Source organism: Lacrimispora sp. YZC11 (genome assembly GCF_057543815.1).
In genome coordinates, this window is sequence record NZ_BAAJYQ010000016.1 from 535,804 (window position 1) to 554,151 (window position 18,348).

The 18,348-nt window shown below is 45.4% G+C and carries 19 protein-coding genes and 1 tRNA gene; 6 read left to right on the forward strand and 14 right to left on the reverse strand.

What is annotated here, in order from left to right:
* The first annotated feature begins 34 nt into the window (after nucleotides 1-34).
* Nucleotides 35-1,804: a PTS transporter subunit EIIC gene (locus tag AC27IJ_RS17795; protein WP_487150012.1), complete on the forward strand. Its 1,770-nt coding sequence runs from the start codon at nucleotides 35-37 to the stop codon at nucleotides 1,802-1,804.
* Nucleotides 1,794-2,495, forward strand: coding sequence for an MBL fold metallo-hydrolase (locus AC27IJ_RS17800; RefSeq protein WP_487150014.1), 702 nt, complete (start codon nucleotides 1,794-1,796; stop codon nucleotides 2,493-2,495). The genes AC27IJ_RS17795 and AC27IJ_RS17800 overlap by 11 nt, the downstream gene beginning before the upstream one ends.
* A 110-nt stretch (nucleotides 2,496-2,605) precedes the next feature.
* Here the strand turns inward: AC27IJ_RS17800 and rpmF are convergent, their stop codons facing one another.
* The 4 genes from rpmF to pduL form a co-directional block, all read right to left on the reverse strand.
* The gene (gene rpmF, locus AC27IJ_RS17805) at nucleotides 2,606-2,788 is read right to left on the reverse strand and encodes a 50S ribosomal protein L32 (protein WP_038281809.1); all 183 of its coding nucleotides are present in this window, start codon (nucleotides 2,786-2,788) and stop codon (nucleotides 2,606-2,608) included.
* A 2-nt stretch (nucleotides 2,789-2,790) separates the two neighbouring features.
* Complete coding sequence (locus tag AC27IJ_RS17810; RefSeq protein ID WP_312444125.1) at nucleotides 2,791-3,318, reverse strand: YceD family protein; 528 nt, start codon at nucleotides 3,316-3,318, stop codon at nucleotides 2,791-2,793.
* A 155-nt stretch (nucleotides 3,319-3,473) separates the two neighbouring features.
* Nucleotides 3,474-4,667, reverse strand: coding sequence for an acetate/propionate family kinase (locus AC27IJ_RS17815; protein ID WP_312501824.1), 1,194 nt, complete (start codon nucleotides 4,665-4,667; stop codon nucleotides 3,474-3,476).
* Between the two features lie 21 nt (nucleotides 4,668-4,688).
* Complete coding sequence (gene pduL, locus AC27IJ_RS17820; RefSeq protein ID WP_312444129.1) at nucleotides 4,689-5,258, reverse strand: phosphate propanoyltransferase; 570 nt, start codon at nucleotides 5,256-5,258, stop codon at nucleotides 4,689-4,691.
* Nucleotides 5,259-5,422: 164 nt separating this feature from the next.
* Here pduL and AC27IJ_RS17825 point away from each other — a divergent pair, with 164 nt between their 5' ends.
* Nucleotides 5,423-6,682, forward strand: a complete 1,260-nt coding sequence (locus AC27IJ_RS17825; RefSeq protein ID WP_487150017.1) for a nucleotidyltransferase — start codon at nucleotides 5,423-5,425, stop codon at nucleotides 6,680-6,682.
* On the opposite strand, the gene AC27IJ_RS17830 is transcribed toward AC27IJ_RS17825, so the two are convergent.
* From AC27IJ_RS17830 to AC27IJ_RS17875, 10 genes are all read right to left on the reverse strand, one after another.
* Entirely contained in the window at nucleotides 6,677-7,183 is a 507-nt protein-coding gene (locus AC27IJ_RS17830) for an NUDIX hydrolase (protein ID WP_312444132.1), read from the reverse strand. The genes AC27IJ_RS17825 and AC27IJ_RS17830 overlap by 6 nt on opposite strands.
* A 36-nt stretch (nucleotides 7,184-7,219) precedes the next feature.
* Nucleotides 7,220-7,564 carry a phenylpyruvate tautomerase MIF-related protein gene (locus AC27IJ_RS17835; RefSeq protein ID WP_312444133.1) on the reverse strand — a complete coding sequence of 115 codons (345 nt, stop codon included), beginning with the start codon at nucleotides 7,562-7,564 and terminating at the stop codon, nucleotides 7,220-7,222.
* A gap of 66 nt (nucleotides 7,565-7,630) precedes the next feature.
* Nucleotides 7,631-8,803: a class I SAM-dependent methyltransferase gene (locus AC27IJ_RS17840; RefSeq protein ID WP_487150020.1), complete on the reverse strand. Its 1,173-nt coding sequence runs from the start codon at nucleotides 8,801-8,803 to the stop codon at nucleotides 7,631-7,633.
* Nucleotides 8,804-8,836: 33 nt separating this feature from the next.
* On the reverse strand, nucleotides 8,837-9,478 hold the full coding sequence (locus AC27IJ_RS17845) for a histidine phosphatase family protein (protein WP_312501826.1): 642 nt from the start codon (nucleotides 9,476-9,478) through the stop codon (nucleotides 8,837-8,839).
* A 25-nt stretch (nucleotides 9,479-9,503) separates the two neighbouring features.
* Nucleotides 9,504-10,868 carry a PFL family protein gene (locus AC27IJ_RS17850; RefSeq protein ID WP_312444138.1) on the reverse strand — a complete coding sequence of 455 codons (1,365 nt, stop codon included), beginning with the start codon at nucleotides 10,866-10,868 and terminating at the stop codon, nucleotides 9,504-9,506.
* 39 nt (nucleotides 10,869-10,907) lie between these two features.
* The gene (locus tag AC27IJ_RS17855; protein WP_312444140.1) at nucleotides 10,908-11,180 is read right to left on the reverse strand and encodes an ACT domain-containing protein; all 273 of its coding nucleotides are present in this window, start codon (nucleotides 11,178-11,180) and stop codon (nucleotides 10,908-10,910) included.
* Nucleotides 11,181-11,255: 75 nt separating this feature from the next.
* A complete protein-coding gene (locus AC27IJ_RS17860; RefSeq protein ID WP_312444141.1) occupies nucleotides 11,256-12,053 on the reverse strand; it encodes an MBL fold metallo-hydrolase in 798 nt (265 codons plus the stop codon).
* A 59-nt stretch (nucleotides 12,054-12,112) separates the two neighbouring features.
* The gene (gene coaE, locus AC27IJ_RS17865) at nucleotides 12,113-12,688 is read right to left on the reverse strand and encodes a dephospho-CoA kinase (RefSeq protein WP_487150022.1); all 576 of its coding nucleotides are present in this window, start codon (nucleotides 12,686-12,688) and stop codon (nucleotides 12,113-12,115) included.
* Nucleotides 12,689-12,792: 104 nt separating this feature from the next.
* Nucleotides 12,793-15,342: a DNA polymerase I gene (polA, locus tag AC27IJ_RS17870; RefSeq protein WP_487150024.1), complete on the reverse strand. Its 2,550-nt coding sequence runs from the start codon at nucleotides 15,340-15,342 to the stop codon at nucleotides 12,793-12,795.
* A 115-nt stretch (nucleotides 15,343-15,457) separates the two neighbouring features.
* Nucleotides 15,458-15,805, reverse strand: a complete 348-nt coding sequence (locus AC27IJ_RS17875; RefSeq protein ID WP_487150026.1) for an anti-sigma factor family protein — start codon at nucleotides 15,803-15,805, stop codon at nucleotides 15,458-15,460.
* 134 nt (nucleotides 15,806-15,939) lie between these two features.
* On the opposite strand from AC27IJ_RS17875, the gene AC27IJ_RS17880 reads away from it, so the two are divergent.
* The 3 genes from AC27IJ_RS17880 to upp all read left to right on the forward strand — a co-directional run bounded on the left by AC27IJ_RS17880 (nucleotide 15,940) and on the right by upp (nucleotide 18,315).
* A tRNA-Leu gene (locus AC27IJ_RS17880) sits at nucleotides 15,940-16,022 on the forward strand.
* Nucleotides 16,023-16,215: 193 nt separating this feature from the next.
* A complete protein-coding gene (locus AC27IJ_RS17885; protein WP_487150028.1) occupies nucleotides 16,216-17,058 on the forward strand; it encodes a polysaccharide deacetylase family protein in 843 nt (280 codons plus the stop codon).
* Between the two features lie 627 nt (nucleotides 17,059-17,685).
* Nucleotides 17,686-18,315 carry a uracil phosphoribosyltransferase gene (gene upp, locus AC27IJ_RS17890; protein WP_312444375.1) on the forward strand — a complete coding sequence of 210 codons (630 nt, stop codon included), beginning with the start codon at nucleotides 17,686-17,688 and terminating at the stop codon, nucleotides 18,313-18,315.
* Nucleotides 18,316-18,348: the final 33 nt, after the last annotated feature.

An 18,348-nucleotide genomic window follows, 5' to 3' on the forward strand; every position in this document is an offset into this window, starting at 1 on the left:
TTATCATCTCCTTACGCATTAAGTATACAACATTGTGCATTACTTTGCAATAGTTAAAATTATTTCAAAAAATATATTGCAAAATAATGCATATGGTTGTAATATTCAATTATCACCATTGATCTACTCATTCGTCGCATCCATTTTTCATTTCTATTTACGCCGCCAGCGACAGCGGCAGAAAGGGGAATACATTATGAAACATCAAGTCTTTGGTACATTACAAAAAATCGGAAAATCATTCATGCTACCCGTTGCTGTCCTCCCCATTGCTGGTCTTCTTTTAGGTATCGGTTCTACATTTACCAGTTCGGCTTATGGATCAATCGTAAAAGAAGGAGGCTGGTTATATAAGTCTCTAAGGGTTATAGCAGATAGCGGGAATATCGTTTTCGGGCTTCTTCCTCTCTTATTTGCCGTAGCAATTGCGATTGGCCTGGCTCAAAAAAGTAAAGAGATTGCTGCTTTATCCGCCGTTATTGCCTATTTTGTCATGAATATGGTCATCATGAGCATTATAAAGAATTTTATGGATTTAGAAAAGCTGAATCAAACTCCCGGATTAATAAGCAGTTTTTTAGGATTTGAAAATACGATGAATACAAGTGTTTTAGGCGGAGTAATCATCGGCTTAGCAGTTGCCAGGCTTCATAACAGATATTATAAAATAAAATTACCTGACATGCTATCCTTCTTTGGAGGAACCCACTTTATCCCGATCATTTCTGCCTGCGCAGCTATCGTTATGGGTATTGTATTTGCCATCCTCTGGCCGCTACTGGGACAAGGGATCGCCTTGCTTGGTATAGGGATTGCTAAATTAGGTTATTTCGGTAGTTTCCTTTATGGTTTTATTCTGCGGGCACTGATACCAACAGGACTGCACCACGTCTTTTATATGCCTTTCTGGCAAACTGCCTTAGGCGGAACCGCTGAGGTCAATGGAACGGTTTTAGAGGGAGCTCAGAACATCTTATTTGCCCAGCTTGCAAATGGAGACGTTATCAGTCCATCTGTTGCAAAATTCTACTCCGGCAATTATCCCATTATGATGTTCGGCTTTCCGGCTGCTGCCCTGGCTATGTATCATACGGCTTATAAACAGAAAAAAGCTGAAATTAAGGGCCTCCTCTTCTCCTCCGCCCTCGCCTCATTCTTGACAGGCATTACAGAACCGCTTGAGTTTTCATTCTTATTTGTATCACCGCTTCTATACTTTGGTATCCATTGTGTTTTAGGCGGCATTTCCTTTGCGGTTGTAAACATACTGAATGCAGGCGTGGGTTATACCTTCTCAGGCGGCGCCCTTGATTTTGCCTTATATGGTATTTTACCCGGGAACGCACGAACAAACTGGATTGCAGTATTACTCGTAGGTTTCGCTTATGCAATCATTTATTATGTGGTTTTCCGGTTTGCAATCACGAAATTAAATATAAAAACACCTGGCCGGGAAGACGACGGGGAATCTAAATTATATACGAAATCGGATTACCTAGAAAAGAAGAAAGCTGAGACAAAAGGAACATCCGGCACAGCCACAGATATGTATGTACAAATCGTTGAGGGGCTGGGTGGACTGGATAATATTGTGGATTTAGATAATTGTGCCACTCGTTTAAGAGTGGTTGTGAAAGACGCAGCAAAAGCCGATGAAGCACTCCTTAAATCTACAGGTGCTGCAGGAGTTGTTCAAAAAGGAAATAATCTGCAGGTGATCTATGGTACGAAGGTCAGTACCATTAAAACAGAATTGGAAGAATATATTGAACACTATAACAGGAGGAATCACAATGAAAATTAGAGATAAACTTTATCTGATTTCTGGAGGCAGTTATGGCGAATTAGGAAATGCCTATCTGATTAAAACAAAGAATGGTTATCTCATGGTTGACAGCAGTAAACCGGACGCGCTGACGACTATCCGGAACAATTTAGCTTATTGGAAGATTAATGAGGAAGAAATATTAGCTGTTCTCCTGACCCACGGTCATGATGACCATGCTGGTTGTGCAGCCTATTTTCAATCCCGAGGTGCAAAACTTTATGTTGGTGCAGACAATGAAATGCTCCAAAAAGGTGACTTCGGGCCATGTAGTCCCTTTACAAATCACGTGGCTCCTCCCTGTGTTGCTGATATTATACTTAAGGAGGATCAAAATATAAGGATTAATGACTTGCAGATTAGCGTTTACCCTATGCCCGGACACACAGATGGAACTATCCTTTATTATGCCAAGGTTGATGATGACAGGATCTTATTTACAGGAGACATGTTCTTCGTAGAAGGAGAAACTGGGACAGATATTAGAACCGGCTGGAAAGGGGACCTAAGTTATAACGCTGAAAAATTGGGGATGAGCTTTCAAAAATTATGGAATCTCAATTTAGATCCAAACATTATTTTAGGAGGTCACGGGATTCCTCTCATCAATAACAACGCAAAAGAAGCGATACGGGCCGCCTATAAGTACTTTTTATTAAATAATCGATAAAACTTAAAAAAGCTGCTACTCAATAATTGAGTAACAGCTTTTTTTAAAGTAATTTTCTAATTAAGGTCTGATACGGTATTGAATCTTATTTCCACAGAATCCGTAGAAATTTAGGCCTCAACGTTGATAATTTCTTTCTTGTTGTAAGAACCGCAAGCCTTGCATACTCTGTGAGGCATCATAAGTGCACCGCACTTGCTGCACTTCACTAAGTTTGGAGCGCTCATCTTCCAGTTTGCTCTACGTTTGTCTCTTCTTCCTTTAGAAGATTTGTTCTTTGGACAGATAGACATGGTTACACCTCCTTAAACTGTTTAAAAATATCCTGGATGACTGCCATTCTAGGGTCTGTAGGCCTAATATCGCAGTCACAAGTCTCGTGATTGAGATTTGTTCCACATCTATTACAAATCCCCTTGCAGTCTTCGCTGCAGAGAACTTTCATAGGCAGGTTCAGTATGAGTTCATCACAAACCAACTGGTCTACATCCAGATTATAACCATTAACAAATGGTTGTTCTTCGAAATCTTCTACAATTCCCGTATCCGTATCACCTAAATCAAGAGCACGGATTACATCAAAATCCAGGTCAACACGCACCGGCTCCAAGCAACGGTCACATGGAATGAGCAAAGCTAATTTCGCCTTACCTTCCACTACCAGCTTTTTGTCTCCCAGATTCATAATCCGCAGCAGCACAGGTTCTGCATCCACCACTTCATAATCACCATTGGGCCCGTGATAGACCTTCATTTCAAGATCGGGTGTGTAAGTTTTCTCTTTCCCTTCCAGGGTGAACAACTCAGTTAAATTAATAAGCATACTAGTCTCCTAATACGCACCTATGTTATTATACATATGGGTGCAACATTTGTCAACAAATATTTCCATATTTGCAGTAACAGTTCAGCCATGCTTATGAATGGTATGGCTGAACTATAGCCCATACACAACATCATGTACTGTTTTACCCTGGATTATACCAGAGCCTTTGTCTCTCTTGCAATAGCCAGCTCTTCATTGGTAGGAATTACGCATACCTTTACCTTAGAATCTGGTGTGGAGATCATGACACGTTTTCCTCTAGCCTTATTGGCTTCCGCATCAATGGAAATACCAAGATAGCTTAAATATTCGCAAACCGCACCTCTGATAGGCTTATCGTTCTCACCCACGCCTGCAGTAAACACAATGGCGTCAACACCGTTCATTGCCGCTACATAAGAACCGATGTATTTTGCCACGCGGTAAATAAATGCCTGGATTGCAATATCAGCCAGATGGTTTCCTTCTCCCTGTGCCTTCTGAACATCACGGAAATCACTGGAAATACCGCCGGACATACCTAGGATACCGGATTTTTTATTTAAAATATCCAGTACCTCATTGACGCTCTTGCCTTCCTTATTGCAGATAAACTGTACAACAGCAGGATCGATATCACCGCTTCTGGTACCCATGATCAGTCCTTCTAAAGGAGTCAGACCCATGCTGGTATCCACGCACTTGCCGCCGATGGAGGCAGAAATGCTGGCTCCGTTTCCTAAATGGCAAACGATCACCTTGCCGTTCTCATGATCCAGATCACAATATGTTAAAGCTTCATTGGATACAAATTTGTGGCTAGTCCCATGGAAGCCGTAACGGCGAATGCTGTATTTCTCATAATATTCATTCGGAATTGCATACATGGAAGCTTTATCAGGCATACCCATACCGAAAGAAGTATCAAATACCGCTACATTAGGAACTCCCGGTACTGCTTCCTCACATGCTTCAATTCCCATCAGGTTTGCAGGATTATGCAAAGGTCCTAAATCAAAACAGTCACGGATAACTTTTTTTACGTCTTCATTTACTACGATGGAATCGCTGTAAATCGTTCCTGCATGGAGAACCCTGTGTCCTACTGCAGAGATTTCACTGGTATCCTTGATTACACCGTATGTCGGGTCAACCAATGCATCCAAAACCAGCTTAATAGCAACGGTATGGTTCGGCATCTCTTGTTCTACTTCCATTTTCTCTTTTCCTTCTGCCTTATGAGACAGCTTGGAACCACTAATGCCGATTCTCTCGCATAAGCCTATTGCCAAGACTCCCTCGTTTTCCATATCGATCAGCTGGTACTTTAAGGAAGAGCTTCCGCAGTTAATAACTAAAATTTTCATATTTCTTTGATTCTCCTTCATTTATTTAATAATTTCGCCGTACTGTTCTCTGCCGCAGCTTGCTGCGTTGGATTCATCTGTATCAATGTGCATTGCCAAAGCATAATTTTCATTTACACGCACAACCACATCTCCGAAAATAAGGCTTCTACCATCTGTGTCAATTTTCACAGAAACAACTTCACCATCTTTAACACCAAGCGTTTCTGCTTCTGCAGGAGTTGCATGGATATGACGCTTTGCAACGATCACGCCCTCTGTTATCTCAATTTCACCAGCAGGTCCAATAATCTTGCATGCACCGCTGCCGGCAACGTCGCCGGATTCTCTTAAAGGCGCAGCAATTCCAATGGAACGGGCATCGGTTGCGGAAAGCTCTATCTGAGTCGCTTTTCTAACCGGGCCTAAAATGGAAATACCTTTAAACTCGCCCTTGGAACCAACAACAGTTACTCTCTCCTCACAGGCATACTGGCCTGGCTGGGATAAAGATTTTTTCTTTGTTAACTCATAGCCGTTTCCAAATAAAATCTCAAGATGTTCCTGAGTTAGATGTACATGTCGAGCTGATGTTTCAACGATAAAATTCATACCTATCTGTTCTCCTGTTCTTCTAATCGATGTTTTTCACCGATTCTCACTCTATTCTATGAGTATTCGCTAAATATTTCAAGTGTTGTGCTAAAATAATTTGCATTTTTTGCGAAACAATCGCATAATAGAGGATAAGAAAAAGAAAAAGGATATTTTTTAAGATGAAAAATAAAAATTCTCTTGCCGTTGGCATTATCGCTGAATACAATCCTTTCCACGATGGACATGCCTACCATATCAGGATGGCCAAGGAACTAACGCAGGCGGAATACTGCATCGTTGTCATGAGCGGGGACTTTGTCCAAAGAGGAGCTCCTGCTATCTATGATAAATATACAAGAACAGCCATGGCATTGTCCTGCGGTGCCGACCTTGTGATCGAGCTTCCGTCAGTCTTTGCCTCCAGCAGCGCAGAGGATTTTGCTGCCTGTGGAGTCGCCCTCCTTAATAATCTTGGAGTGGTTGGCGATCTCTGCTTTGGAAGCGAATGCGGAAACGTGGAAAAACTTTCCGGTATTGCTTCTATTTTAGCCACAGAACCCCCTGTTTATACGGAGGAACTGCGAAGGGAACTGAAAAAGGGAGCTACCTTTCCCCAAGCCAGAAACCGGGCCCTCATCTCCTGCGGGATCCTGGACGGGGAGGAGGCCTCCATTCTGGCATCCCCAAATAACATCCTGGGGATCGAATATTGTAAGGCCCTTTACCGGCAGAAAAGCCCAATGACCCCTGTCACCATTTCCAGAAAAGGGTATGGATATCACGATACCAGCCTGACCCCGGAAGGTTTCAGTTCTGCCACCGGAATCCGGAAAGCCCTTCTTGAAAACCCGGATATTCTGATGTTGGAGGAGTCTTCCCAGATACAGGTGCCGGATCCTGTAAAACAGATGATGGCCCAAGGCTTTCCAGTGTTTCCTGATGATTTCAGTGCTTTGTTAAACACTACCCTGCTTAAACTGGATTACGAGGGGATTCCCTTTGAGAAGTATGCCGATGTTTCAGAGGAATTGGCGGCCAGGCTTCTAAGGCAGCTTACGGATTTCCTTCCTTTTGAGGAAAAAATCAACCACCTAAAAACAAGGCAGTATACTTATACGCGGATCAGCCGGGCTCTCCTCCATATTGCCCTTGGGATCACTTCCCATCAAGTCACTCTGGGCCGGAACGCCGGTTACGCCCCATATGCCCGTGTTTTAGGCTTTAAAAAAACTTCCGCAGACCTTATGGGAGAAATAAAAAAGAGAGGGAGCATCCCTCTCATCACAAAAACTGCCGATGCCAGGCTCATTCTTTCCGGAGCAGCCTGGTCCATGCTCCGGCAGGATTTTTACTGCTCCCACATTTATCAGACCATTGTACAGGACAAATATCGCATAAGAATGAAAAATGAGTTCACTCATTCCGTCGTCATCCTATGACGGCGGATAAAGGAATTCACTGATCCTATCTTTATATAGAAGAAACCGGGATTTAGGAACTACGATTCCCTGTTTCCACATTTCAAGAAGCTGTTCAAACGTGACAAATTTCGCATCCACCACTTCTTCCTGCTGAATGGTTATGTCTTTCATGGTAACCTTTTGTCTGGTGATATAGGTGTTCACAAACCGCTCCTTCAGACGAATGGCATGAATCAAGAGGAGCTGTTCTTTTTCTGCCCGGATCCCAACCTCTTCGAAAAGCTCCCGAAGGGCTCCTTCCACGCTTGTTTCTCCAGCAAGAACAGAGCCCCCGGTGCATTCCCACATAAGGCCATAGGGCTTATCCGGATGCCTTCTGGTCAGAAGAATCTCCTGATTCTCGTTAACCAGCCATACATCCGATACAAGGTGGTATTCTCCTGTGCCCAGCGGAACTCCGCGGACATGGGTTTTTCCAGTGGCCACCCGGTTTTCATCATAAACATCCCAAAGCTCCATAAGCCATTCCTCCTGACCTAAGAATCAGCTGTGCAGTTAAAAGTTTCCCCCGTTCCAACCCCAGTGATCCACTTCCTCATATTTTACATAAATTTTATCCTGGGCAATGGAAAGCACATCCTTATAGATTTTGCAGATCTCAGCAGTCAGACGGTCATAATCCCTCTCTGATGCGTGTCCGAAAATCTTCACTTCCACAAAAGCCAGCTTTGTATTATTTTTCCCTTTAAAGTAAAGGGAACAGTTATCTTCAAAGCCAACCATGAGCCAGTTTTCCGTCTTACCGGGAATAAGGCTGATGGCCTGTCCAAGCTTAGTTTTTAGTTCTGTTTTTTCTTCTTCCGATAATGTGACGTTTACTTTAGAGTTAATGAAAGGCACTGATCGTTCCTCCTTAAACTATTTTTTATATCATATCACAGATGACCAGAAATTACCATCTGCTTTCTAGTTTATATCCTCTTTTAGCAGCAGGTCAGCAAGGGTCAGCTTCCCATGGAAAAATTCCATAATTTCCTGGATCTCCCTGCGGTTATCCTTCTTTCCTCCCTGCTTTACTCCCCGGATCAGAATATTCTTCGGCGTATGCTCCATATCGATGAATTCCAGGATCTGGGTACGGTATCCCTGGTTTTCCAGAATTTCAGCTCTGAGGGCATCGGTATAGAGGGCTGCCATTCGTTCCCTGATCAATCCATATTGAAATACGGGAGCCATGAGTTCCTGATGCATGGTTTTGTTCAGCTCATGCTGGCAGCATGGAACCGACAAAATGACAGAAGCTCCCCAACGAACCGCCTTTGCCAGGGCATAATCCGTAGCGGTATCGCAGGCATGAAGAGTTACCACCATATCCACATGGTCCACGCCTTCGTAGGAAGCGATATCTCCATGATAAAATTTTAACTTATCATATCCATACCGTTCTCCCAGGCGGTTACAGTCATCAATGACCGTCTGCTTCAAGTCCAGCCCGATGACGCGGATCAAATACCCTTTCAGCTCATGAAGATAATAATACATAGCAAAGGTCAGATAGGATTTTCCGCAGCCAAAATCAATGATCACATTCTCTCTGTTCTTGTCAAGCCTGGGGAGAATATCCTCAATAAATTCCAAAAAACGGTTGATCTGGCGAAACTTATCATACCTGGAAGCAATGATTTTACCTTCCGTCGTCATGACTCCTAAATCCACCAGAAAGGGGACCGGCGTGCCTTCTTTTAAAATATAGCTCTTCTGTCTGTTATGTTGGGGAACCGGGGAAGGTGCCTCAATTTTTTGCTGCCGTTTCACCTTGATGCTAGGGCTTCCCTTTTTGCTCACCAGAACTCTTACCTGTCCCTTACTGGAATCCAGTTCCATCTGGCGCAGCTTTCCATCCAACAGATCCGCAATATAGGTGACGCATTCCCCTGCAGAATAATTCTTATGAAAAGCCTGGGGTCCCACCAGCTCTTCCGCCTGAAAAACCAGATTTTCCTTTAGCAAAAGCGGGCGTACCTTTACCTTGGAAACGCCCTGCTTATCCGATGGATTGCTGATTACGATCCGAAGCAGATTCTCATCAAGAAACTCTCTGACTATCTGAATTAAATGTTCTTTTTCCTTTTGTTCCATGAAATCAGGCAATTCCTTCCTTCCTTTCTGCTTTCAGTTTTCTGCATCCACCCAGCTTGCCCGCAAAAGCTCCGGGTAAGGCTCCAGATGTGCAAAATCGTTAAAACGTTCCATTAAAAAATGCCCTGTTTTTTCATTCCAGCGCACTTCCGTGATGCTGCAGTTCTCAAGGGAATTTCCAAGGAGACGGTAATATTTGGGTTCCATATGAAGCAGTGCTGTGGTCACGGTGCGTATCACTCCCCCATGTGTCACAACCGCTGCATTCTGATAACCGCTTTCAGCAATTTCTTCAAGGACAGGGATGGCCCGCATTATTACATCCCCGGCGCACTCGCCTCCGGGATAGGGCAAATCGTGTTCCATCCGTTCCTGTTCTTTCTTAAAATCCTTAAACCTTGCTGCTATCTCCTCATCCGCCATGCCTTCCATTTCTCCAAAGGAAATCTCCCTAAGCTCCTGCCTGATAATGTGTTTTGCATTCCAGTACCGATTTGCCTCCCTGGCGGTTTCCACCGCCCGGATCAAATGACTGGAATATACCGCCTCAATGCCTATGGAGGCCAGCCGTTCCCCGACTAAGGCCGACTGGCGGCGGCCTGCCTCGGATAGATCCACATCAATATTACAGAGCTTGCTGCTTTGCCGTCCATGGCGAATCAAATAAATATTCATCTCCTGTATCCTTCCTGCACAGCAATTAATTTTTAAAGCTGTGAATGGGCGCCGGAATACGTCCGCCTCTGTTTATAAATTTTTCACAGGAGTACCGGCTGACCGGCATAACAGGAGCATATCCTAATAAACCGCCGAATTCCACTGTCTCCCCCACGGATTTTCCTATAACCGGAATAATGCGGACTGCGGTGGTCTTCTGATTTACCATGCCGATGGCGGATTCGTCTGCAATAATGCCTGCAATCGTTGTGGCAGGTGTATCTCCCGGAATCGCAATCATATCAAGACCAACCGAGCAAACACATGTCATTGCCTCCAGCTTCTCTATATTCAAGGCTCCCATGGCTACTGCATCGATCATTCCCTGATCCTCGCTGACCGGAATAAACGCGCCGCTTAAACCGCCTACATAGGAGGAGGCCATGACGCCGCCTTTTTTTACCTGGTCATTTAACAGGGCAAGGGCCGCCGTGGTACCTGGTGCGCCTACCCGTTCCAAACCGATCTCTTCCAGGATTTCAGCCACACTGTCGCCAACGGCAGGAGTCGGTGCAAGAGATAAATCAATAATTCCAAAAGGAACATTCAGCCTTTTTGACGCCTCCTGGGCAACCAGCTGGCCTACACGGGTTATCTTAAAGGCAGTTTTCTTAATCGTCTCGCAAAGAACCCCAAAATCCTTTCCTCTGGCTGCTTCTATGGCGGTCTTAACAACCCCCGGACCGCTGACACCCACATTAATGATGACATCTGCTTCCGTCACCCCGTGGAACGCTCCTGCCATAAAAGGATTATCATCCGGCGCATTGCAGAATACCACCAGTTTGGCGCAGCCGAGGGAATCAATGTCCTTGGTGGCTTTTGCCGTTTCCACTACAGTCTCTCCCATAAGGGCCACTGCATCCATGTTAATGCCTGTTTTTGTGGAACCTACATTGACAGAACTGCATACACGGTCCGTACAGGCGAGGGCCTTTGGTATGGAGCGGATCAGGTTCTTATCCGCTGCGGTCATTCCCTTGCTCACCAGGGCAGAATAGCCGCCGATGAAATTCACGCCCACTTCCTTGGCCGCACGGTCCAGGGTCTGTGCAATGGTCACAAAATCTTCCGGACTCTTGCAGGCAGCGCCGCCGACTATGGCAATGGGAGTTACAGAAATTCTTTTATTCACAATGGGAATTCCAAAATCCTTTTCAATCTCCTTACCTACTGCCACAAGATCTTTTGCAACGGTTGTGATTTTATTATAAATTTTTTCATTCACCGCTTTTAAGTCACTGTCACTGCAGTCAAGAAGGCTGATACCCATGGTAATGGTACGTACATCAAGCAGCTCCTGTTCGATCATTTTATTGGTTTCATTAACTTCAAACATATTTAACATATCGGGAACCCATCCTTTTCTTATGCCTTGAACTTGTCATCAGATACGGTGCATGCTGGTAAAAATTTCCTCACGCTGGCATTTTACCTTTACTCCGATTTCATCGCCAATCCCTTCCAGCTCGTCAGCCAACTCACCGAAAGGCTTTGCTGCATCATTGATATCCACGATCATCATCATATTAAAGAAGCCCTGGACAATGGTCTGGGAAATATCCAATATGTTCACACGGTTGCTTGCTAAATAAGTACAAATCTTTGCTATGATCCCTACGGTGTCTTTTCCAACTACTGTAATAATCGTTTTGTTCATAATATCTCTCCTCATTCATTAGATCATAAGTCCACAGTTCAGCTCACAAAACCTCCGGTTTTGCTTTCGCGGACGTTATATAGTGATAATTTCTGACATCTGATCCCTTTTTGCAACCGCTATGGAAAAATCCGATGCCTTAAATGGATTATCTCCTTCTGTGATTTCAAGCCTTACAGTCTCATAAGCAAGCTCTTCATAATTGTTCTCCTTGCTTAAATGACCCAACAGAATCTTCTTTAAGTTTTCATGGAGAATACAGCACAAAAGCCGCCCCGCATTCTCATTGGAAAGGTGTCCGTGGTCTCCCAGGATCCGGCGTTTCAGATAATAGGGATAAGGCCCTGCCTGCAGCATATTTACATCGTGATTGGACTCTATAAGCACCGCATCAAGTCCCTGAAGATGCTCAATAATATACTGGTCATAATGTCCCATATCCGTGGCAACCGCAACGGACTTGCAGCCATGCTGGATCCTGTAAGCCACCGGGTTCGACGCATCGTGGTCAATAGAAAAGGGCTTTACTTCCAGATCTCCCAAATTAAAATCCACGTCAGGCCTGATGGCACAAAATAACTCTCTGGGATATTCCCCCAGATACTTCTGCTTTGAAATCTCTTCCAGGGTCTCTCTTGTCCCATAAATGGGAACCCCATATTTCCTGGCCAGGACTCCCAGTCCCTTTGTATGGTCGGAATGCTCATGGGTAATGACGATTCCTGTCAGCTCACTACCTTTTATTCCTATCTCATTTAATCCCTGTTGAATCCGTTTGTTGCTTATCCCGGCATCCACCAGGATATGCGTGGAATCGGAGCCCACATAAATGCAGTTTCCGCTGCTTCCGCTTGCAATACTTACCAATCTCATGCTTTCCTCTTTCCAGCCCTGCTCTTTGGGGATAAAGGTATACCCGCAGGGTGTTTCCCTCAGCTTTTCAATATTTCAGCCAGCTGGTCCTTCACATCTTCCATGGAGCCGTTGTTTTCAATCACCCGCGTACAGCGGTTTAAATACTCCGATTCAGGGGCCTGGCTCGCTATGATGCGTTCCGAATGCTCTCTCGTATAGCCCCTGTTTTCCGCCAAACGGCGGATCCGGTTTTCCTTTGATGCACGGACGTACCACATCTCCTCCCAGCTGTCATCTGTTTTTTCATTCATAATTGCAAATTCTACCACAATAAGCCCTGCTTGGGAAGCAGAAATTTTATTCCTTATGGTTTTCCATACCAAGGGGTGAATGATGCCATCCACGGTTTTCCTAGCGTTATCATCCTGAAAGATACGTGCGGCCAAAGCCTTACGGTCAATGGTTCCATTGGGTTTTAGAAGGCCCTCACCCAAGGCTTCTGTTACAGCCAGATACCCTTCCTCTTCCGGCTCCATCAGCTCATGGGCCACTTCATCCGCTTTGATCACTTCCGCACCGTATTCCTCCTTTAAAATAGAAAGAACCAGGCTTTTTCCTGCTCCGACCCCTCCGGTCAATCCAATCACTCTCATCCTAACACCAACCCTTTATTCTCGTGAAAGCAGCGAGCCAGCCATGCCTGCATGTTCATCTGGCGACAGCCCATAAAATACCTTGTAGCCTGCTGCAAGGTATTTTACTTCGCATCGAACCAGGAATCCCCTACATTGGCCTCCACCTCAAGGGATACCGCAAGATCCGCTGCATGCTTCATTTCTTCCGCCAGAAGCTCTTTTACCTTATCAACCTCGTCCTGATATGCTTCAATGAGAAGCTCATCATGGACCTGAAGGACGATCCGGGATCTTAATCCCTGTTTTCTCAAAGCAGTGTCCACCCGGATCATAGCTATCTTGATAATATCTGCCGCAGTACCCTGAATGGGGGAATTCATGGCGACCCGTTCTCCAAAGGAGCGCTGCATGAAGTTGGAGGATTTCAGCTCGGGAACAGGACGGCGTCTGCCAAACATGCTGACTGCATAGCCCTGCTCTTTTGCCTCAGCCACAAGACCGTCTAAAAATGACTTCACTCCCGGATAGGTTTCAAAATATTTGCTGATGTATTCCGAGGCCTCTTTTCTGGTGATGCTTAAGCCCTCGCTCAGCCCAAAGGAACTGATTCCATATACAATGCCAAAGTTTACGGCCTTTGCATTCCTTCTCTGAAGAGGAGTCACCTCATCAAGCGGAACGTGAAATACCTGGGAAGCCGTGATGGCATGGATATCCTCCGCCTGCCGGTAGGCTCCGATAAGGCGCTGGTCTCCTGACATATGGGCCAGCACTCTCAGTTCGATCTGAGAATAGTCCGCATCAACAAACAGGCAGCCAGCCTGAGGCACGAAAACCTTCCTGATTTCCCTTCCCAGTTCCATGCGGACCGGAATGTTCTGTAAATTGGGTTCCGTGCTGCTGATTCTTCCCGTAGCTGTGATCGTCTGGTTAAAGGTACCGTGAATCCGCTCATCCGGCCCAATATAAGCTGCCAGCCCGTCTGCGTAGGTGGAATTTAATTTCGTCAGTTGTCTGTAATCCAGGATTAAGTTGACCGCAGGCCAGTCAGGTGCCAGCTTTTCCAATACATCCGCCGCCGTTGAATAACCGGTTTTTGTCTTCTTCCCTCCAGGAATCTTCATACGATCAAAGAGCACCTCTCCCAGCTGCTTGGGAGAATTGATGTTAAAGGTTTCTCCAGTTTCTTCATATATCTTCTGCTCCAGCTCCGCGATGCGTACCTTTAAACGGTCACCATATTCCTTCAGGCGATCCTTCTCCACGCGGATTCCGGCTTCTTCCATATGAAACAGGCTGTAGGTCAAAGGCATTTCGATCTCATAAAACAGCTTATCCATGCCTGCCTTTTCCAGTGACTCCCGAAGCAGGTCATGACATTTTAAGGCGACATAGGACATATAGCAGATGCAGGAAACCGCTTTCTCCCTGTTTTCCTCCAATGCACGCTTAAAGGAGCTTTTTCCTATAAGCTCTGTTTTGGATGGGACGGAAAGGTCCAGGTAATCTTCCGCCAGATCATTGTATTCATAGGAATCCTTTAGCGGGTTCAGAAGATATCCGGCAACGCCTGCATCAATCACCGGACTTTCCGGTGTGAGCTTTAAAAACGCCAGCTGGCTCTTTAAATGAATGACGGCTGCCTGCCCCGCTCTTTTACAGATCTCCTCTGCTTTCTCTGCCAGGTATTCCGGCTTAAGAGCCGCCTGAGGAATAAAGCAGTAACACTCTGTCTCACTGAGGCAAAGTGACAGGGCTGATACGGCCTTGTCCTCAACCACCAGCTGCAATCCCAGACGGCAGCCCTCTCCGCACTTTAAGAATATGGCTTCAGCCTCTGAAAGGTCTGTAACTGCACGAAAGCTTGATTCCAGAGAGGGTTCTTCTTCTCCCGGGAAAGCGGCTGGAACAAAATCCATATCGATAATTTTCTGAATCTCTGCCTGTTCAAGAGTTTTCGTGTAATCCAGGTGGACATCGCAATCCCTGTGAAGGGCAGCAAGCTCTTCCTTCCGTCTTATTGCTTCCTGATTCCCGGTAAGTGCTTCCCGGATTCTCTGAGACTCTATTGATTCCATATGATTATAAATATTTTCAACGCTGTGATGTTCCCTTATCAGCTGACAGGCAGTTTTCTCCCCAATTCCCCATGGCCCGGCCAGTGCAAAAACTCCTTTTAAATCCTCCGGCTCCAGGCCGAATTCTTCCCGTATAAGCTCTGTGGTATAGGGCTGAAACTCAAGTCCCTCTTCCCTGACAACCGGAATCTTAAGGGTCACATGTTCTTCCACTGTCTGTAAAAGCTTTCGCTCCTCAGACAGGATCACGATTTCCCCATCCTCCTCCTGACATCTTTTTGCCAAGGAAGCCAGAATATCGGAAGATGCATATCCTTCCTTTTTAACAACAGGAATATCCAGAGTAAGCAGCGCTTCCCTTAAACGCTCTTCCTCTTTTATAAGCCCGTCGTACACCGCCGTGTTTTTATACATTTCCTTACGGATGCCTTCTGTTTCGGAATCAAAGGCCACAGCCAGGTAATCCGCTCCTTTTTCCTCCAAAAGCTTCATGATCAGGCTTTGAATCCCTTTCGCTCCATTGGAAGGAAGGCCATAAAAGGCGTTCCTTAGCATACTGCTTCCATCTACTAATACTATTTTTTTTCTGCTCATGTTTCCTCTTTCCTGCCCATGCTTTTTGGGCATAAAGGTATACCCGTAGGGTGTTTCCTCTTTCCTGCCCACGTTTTTTAGGCATAAAGGTATACCCACAGGGTAGTTTTTCCCATTATAGTAAGCCCCACTGCAGCCAGATCCGGCATTGCAGGAGGACCGTAAAAACCAATGCTATTATACTTACTGTAGCCACCGCATATCTGGCGATTTTAATACACCGTATGACCTGAAGCCTTTGTCTGGACTGTTCTATGGTTGATTCCAGCGCTCCTTTAATATTATAATTCCCCGTTTCGGAATCCAGCTGCCTGATTCCCACGTCCACAGTAAAGTATATTTCCAGTTCCTCCCGGCAATCCGGACAGGACTCCATATGCTCCAGAAATTCCCCCAGCTCTTCGTCCGTCAGTTCATCATTGATATATGGCATGACCAGACGTTCCACTTCCTTACATGTCATGGCCCAGACACCTCCTTAAATACATCTATTGTCTATCATACAATATATTTTACTCATTTTCAATTTAATAATCGCAAAAAAACACTTGCCAAATGGAAAATCCTATGATAGAATAATGAGCGTTGCAAGCATAGGCCGGCATGTCGGAATGGCAGACGAGGCGGACTCAAAATCCGTTGATGGCAACATCGTGTGGGTTCAAGTCCCACTGCCGGCACTACACCCTTGGCAGGGAACAAGGCCCTGGAAACCTGAATCTCTTCAGATTTCCAGGGCCTTTTCTCTATTCTGCAGCGTTTTATTTCCAGTAATTTCCTATATTTTTCTTAATTCGGGGAAAATCACGGGCACATCTGCAATATTTGTGATATACTGTAAAAAAATCCGTAAAAATGAAGGGAGGTAATCCTATGAAACGAAACACTGTTATCCCAGCCCTTTTCATCGGCTGCACCCTGATTTTAAGCGGCTGCGGTCAAAGGAATTATGTTAAAACCGATTTGCCAGCCACCTCTGCCGCTGCATCCGGAGAATCCATGTCCGCTGCCACAGAAGCACCAGAACCTGTAAAAATCGAAAACCCGGATAACCAGGCTCAGCAAAAGGAAACAGGCAAGAACACCTCTGCCCCTGGTATCACCGCTGCCCTCCACACCTATAAGGAGGGGAATGTTTCCATTCAGTATCCGGCAGTCTCCGGAATGGAGGATGGGGCAATGGAAGAAAAAATCAACACTCTGTTAAAAAGCAATGCCCTGGAGATATTAAAAGCCTATTCCGTCAACTCGGAAAAGGACAGCCTTTCTCTTACAGCAAAAGTAAACTCCGTAGACAGGAAGCGCGTCACAGTTGTATACACCGGACTTTTTTCCGGGGCTGGAGCAGCGCATCCGATCAATGTATTTTTTACCAACACGGTTGATATGTCTCTGGCAAAGGATATAAGACTCACGGATTATGCCGATCCAAATCTGCTGGCTGAATACATCCGTTCCGATGGCTGCCAGCTCTATGATGCCTCTCCTGAACTTACGGAAGCCTTAATTCCTTATTTTGATCAAACCCGCCTGGAAACATATGCCAAAATGTTCCAAAAAGCGGATTTTCCCATGGAAGCAGCATCCTCAGGCCACACTCCTGCCTTTCCGGAATCCTTTAGCTATGAAGATCACGGCACCATTATTGTTTCCATTCCTGTACCTCATAGCCTGGGTGATTTTGCGCTGATAAAATATACTCCTGAGACAAAATAGGAAAAATAGTTGCCTTTTACCTCTTTCTCTGATAAAATAGGACGGAAAATAAAAAGAAATGGGGTAGAAAAATGAGTAACAACGCAAAACTGACAACCCAAGATTATCTGCTCAGCACCAAACATCAGTTCACCACCTTCGGTGCAACCGTGCATACCCTTACTGACAGGTCACAATCCATCGCTGGCATTATTTTCCGCAGGTGCCGGCAACTTAATATTCCACTGCTGTACTAAATTTAAGGTTCCTGTATTTCCTGGTTCCTCCTTCGTTTTTCTGGCCGCTGCCACCGCAGTTATCCGGCCGGAAGGAACCGTGATCCCAGGAAACTCACTTTTAGCACAGGGTGGAATTATTTTCGCCCTGATTGCTTACAGCATTTAAATGGAGTGACATTTACGTTAGTTCCTAAGTTGGGCCTGGGGGCCATCGTTGATCTGATTCTGATATTCGAACTTGGATTCGCACAGCTTGGGGAACTTAATGTTGAAGCAGACTCTATTGCAAGAAACATCTTAGGTCCGTTTCTTGCAGTCATAATCGTTGTTCTCATGAACCTCACATTACCGGAAACCCTGATACTCTAAGAGAATAAAGAAAGGATTTAAAACAATTATGGACTTTTCAATGGAAAATGTAACCGTTTTTACTCACCCGCTTATTCAGCACAAGATCTCTATTTTAAGAGATAAGAGGACAGGCACCAATGAGTTCCGTGCTCTCATCGAAGAAATCGCAATGCTGATGGGATTTGAGGCCTTAAGAGATCTCCCCTTACAGGATGTAGAGGTGGAAACTCCCATTGAGACCTGCATGACTCCTATGATTGCCGGTAAAAAAATGGCTGTCGTTCCTATCCTTCGTGCAGGACTGGGCATGGTCAACGGAATCCTGGCTTTGGTTCCCTCCGCAAAAGTAGGTCATATCGGCCTGTACCGGGATGAAGTTACCCATGAGCCTCACGAATACTACTGTAAGCTGCCAAGCCCGATCGAGCAGAGAACCATTGTTGTGACTGATCCCATGCTGGCAACCGGCGGTTCCGCAGCAGCCGCTGTGGATTTCATCAAACAGCATGGCGGAAGAAACATCAAATTCATGGCTATTATCGCTGCTCCGGAAGGCTTAAAGAGACTCCGCGAGGCACATCCGGACATACAGATCTACATCGGACATCTGGACCGCCAGTTAAATGATAACGCCTATATCTGCCCTGGCCTGGGAGATGCAGGAGATAGAATCTTCGGTACAAAATAGCAGACAGCAAAGGACCACATAAAGACGCGCCTT